Source organism: Buttiauxella noackiae ATCC 51607 (assembly GCF_001654865.1).
Taxonomy (GTDB): Bacteria; Pseudomonadota; Gammaproteobacteria; order Enterobacterales; family Enterobacteriaceae; genus Buttiauxella; species Buttiauxella noackiae.
Genome location: NZ_LXEO01000075.1, coordinates 1 through 3,093 on the forward strand (window position 1 = coordinate 1; position 3,093 = coordinate 3,093).

Annotated in this window: 1 rRNA gene; it reads right to left on the reverse strand. The window is 52.1% G+C overall.

What is annotated here, in order from left to right:
• Positions 1-36: 36 nt before the first annotated feature.
• A 23S ribosomal RNA gene (locus M979_RS22140) occupies positions 37-2,945 on the reverse strand.
• Positions 2,946-3,093 lie beyond the last annotated feature (148 nt).

Sequence of the window (3,093 nt, forward strand, 5' to 3'; positions counted from 1 at the left end):
TCTCTGGTCTCTCAACCAAAACACCTTCGGTGTTGTAAGGTTAAGCCTCACGGTTCATTAGTACTGGTTAGCTCAACGTATCGCTACGCTTACACACCCAGCCTATCAACGTCGTAGTCTTCAACGTTCCTTCAGGACCCTTAAAGGGTCAGGGAGAACTCATCTCGGGGCAAGTTTCGCGCTTAGATGCTTTCAGCGCTTATCTTTTCCGCATTTAGCTACCGGGCAATGCCATTGGCATGACAACCCGAACACCAGTGATGCGTCCACTCCGGTCCTCTCGTACTAGGAGCAGCCCCCCTCAATTCTCCAGCGCCCACGGCAGATAGGGACCGAACTGTCTCACGACGTTCTAAACCCAGCTCGCGTACCACTTTAAATGGCGAACAGCCATACCCTTGGGACCTACTTCAGCCCCAGGATGTGATGAGCCGACATCGAGGTGCCAAACACCGCCGTCGATATGAACTCTTGGGCGGTATCAGCCTGTTATCCCCGGAGTACCTTTTATCCGTTGAGCGATGGCCCTTCCATTCAGAACCACCGGATCACTAAGACCTGCTTTCGCACCTGCTCGAGCCGTCACTCTCGCAGTCAAGCTAGCTTATGCCTTTGCACTAACCTCACGATGTCCGACCGTGATTAGCTAACCTTCGTGCTCCTCCGTTACGCTTTAGGAGGAGACCGCCCCAGTCAAACTACCCACCAGACACTGTCCGCAACCCGGATCACGGGTCTACGTTAGAACATCAAACATTAAAGGGTGGTATTTCAAGGTTGGCTCCACGCAGACTGGCGTCCACGCTTCAAAGCCTCCCACCTATCCTACACATCAAGGCTCAATGTTCAGTGTCAAGCTATAGTAAAGGTTCACGGGGTCTTTCCGTCTTGCCGCGGGTACACTGCATCTTCACAGCGATTTCAATTTCACTGAGTCTCGGGTGGAGACAGCCTGGCCATCATTACGCCATTCGTGCAGGTCGGAACTTACCCGACAAGGAATTTCGCTACCTTAGGACCGTTATAGTTACGGCCGCCGTTTACCGGGGCTTCGATCAAGAGCTTCTCCTTGCGGATAACCCCATCAATTAACCTTCCGGCACCGGGCAGGCGTCACACCGTATACGTCCACTTTCGTGTTTGCACAGTGCTGTGTTTTTAATAAACAGTTGCAGCCAGCTGGTATCTTCGACTGCCTTCAGCTCCATCCGCGAGGGACTTCACTTACCGACAGCGTGCCTTCTCCCGAAGTTACGGCACCATTTTGCCTAGTTCCTTCACCCGAGTTCTCTCAAGCGCCTTGGTATTCTCTACCTGACCACCTGTGTCGGTTTGGGGTACGATTTGATGTTACCTGATGCTTAGAGGCTTTTCCTGGAAGTGCGGCATTTGTTACTTCAGCACCGTAGTGCCTCGTCATCACACCTCAGCGTTGAACAAGAGTCCGGATTTACCTAAACTCTCCGCCTACATGCTTAAACCGGGACAACCGTCGCCCGGCTAACATAGCCCTCTCCGTCCCCCCTTCGCAGTAACACCGAGTACAGGAATATTAACCTGTTTCCCATCGACTACGCCTTTCGGCCTCGCCTTAGGGGTCGACTCACCCTGCCCCGATTAACGTTGGACAGGAACCCTTGGTCTTCCGGCGAGCGGGTTTTTCACCCGCTTTATCGTTACTTATGTCAGCATTCGCACTTCTGATACCTCCACCAGACCTCACAGTCCAGCTTCAACGGCTTACAGAACGCTCCCCTACCCAACAACGCCTAAGCGTCGCTGCCGCAGCTTCGGTGCATGGTTTAGCCCCGTTACATCTTCCGCGCAGGCCGACTCGACCAGTGAGCTATTACGCTTTCTTTAAATGATGGCTGCTTCTAAGCCAACATCCTGGCTGTCTGTGCCTTCCCACATCGTTTCCCACTTAACCATGACTTTGGGACCTTAGCTGGCGGTCTGGGTTGTTTCCCTCTTCACGACGGACGTTAGCACCCGCCGTGTGTCTCCCGTGATAACATTCTTCGGTATTCGTAGTTTGCATCGGGTTGGTAAGCCGGGATGGCCCCCTAGCCGAAACAGTGCTCTACCCCCGAAGATGAGTTCACGAGGCGCTACCTAAATAGCTTTCGGGGAGAACCAGCTATCTCCCGGTTTGATTGGCCTTTCACCCCCAGCCACAAGTCATCCGCTAATTTTTCAACATTAGTCGGTTCGGTCCTCCAGTTAGTGTTACCCAACCTTCAACCTGCCCATGGCTAGATCACCGGGTTTCGGGTCTATACCCTGCAACTTAACGCCCAGTTAAGACTCGGTTTCCCTGCGGCTCCCCTATACGGTTAACCTTGCTACAGAATATAAGTCGCTGACCCATTATACAAAAGGTACGCAGTCACCCCATAAAAGAGGCTCCCACTGCTTGTACGTACACGGTTTCAGGTTCTGTTTCACTCCCCTCGCCGGGGTTCTTTTCGCCTTTCCCTCACGGTACTGGTTCACTATCGGTCAGTCAGGAGTATTTAGCCTTGGAGGATGGTCCCCCCATATTCAGACAGGATACCACGTGTCCCGCCCTACTCTTCGAGTTCACAGCAGGTGTATTTTTGTGTACGGGAGTATCACCCTGTACCCTGCGACTTTCCAGACGCTTCCACTAATACACAAACTGATTCAGACTCTGGGCTGCTCCCCGTTCGCTCGCCGCTACTGGGGGAATCTCGGTTGATTTCTTTTCCTCGGGGTACTTAGATGTTTCAGTTCCCCCGGTTCGCTTCGTTAAGCTATGTATTCACTTAACGATAGTGTGACGAATCACACTGGGTTTCCCCATTCGGAAATCGTCGGTTATAACGGTTCATATCACCTTACCGACGCTTATCGCAGATTAGCACGTCCTTCATCGCCTCTGACTGCCAGGGCATCCACCGTGTACGCTTAGTCGCTTAACCTCACAACCCGAAGGTGTCTCGTAAGACAACCATCGATGTTGTGAAAATTTGAGAGACTCGAACACACCTCACTTCCTTTCTTATTACGGAGAAAGGAAACAGTGTGTCGTTTCAATTTTCAGCTTGTTCCGGATTTTTAAAGAGCAAA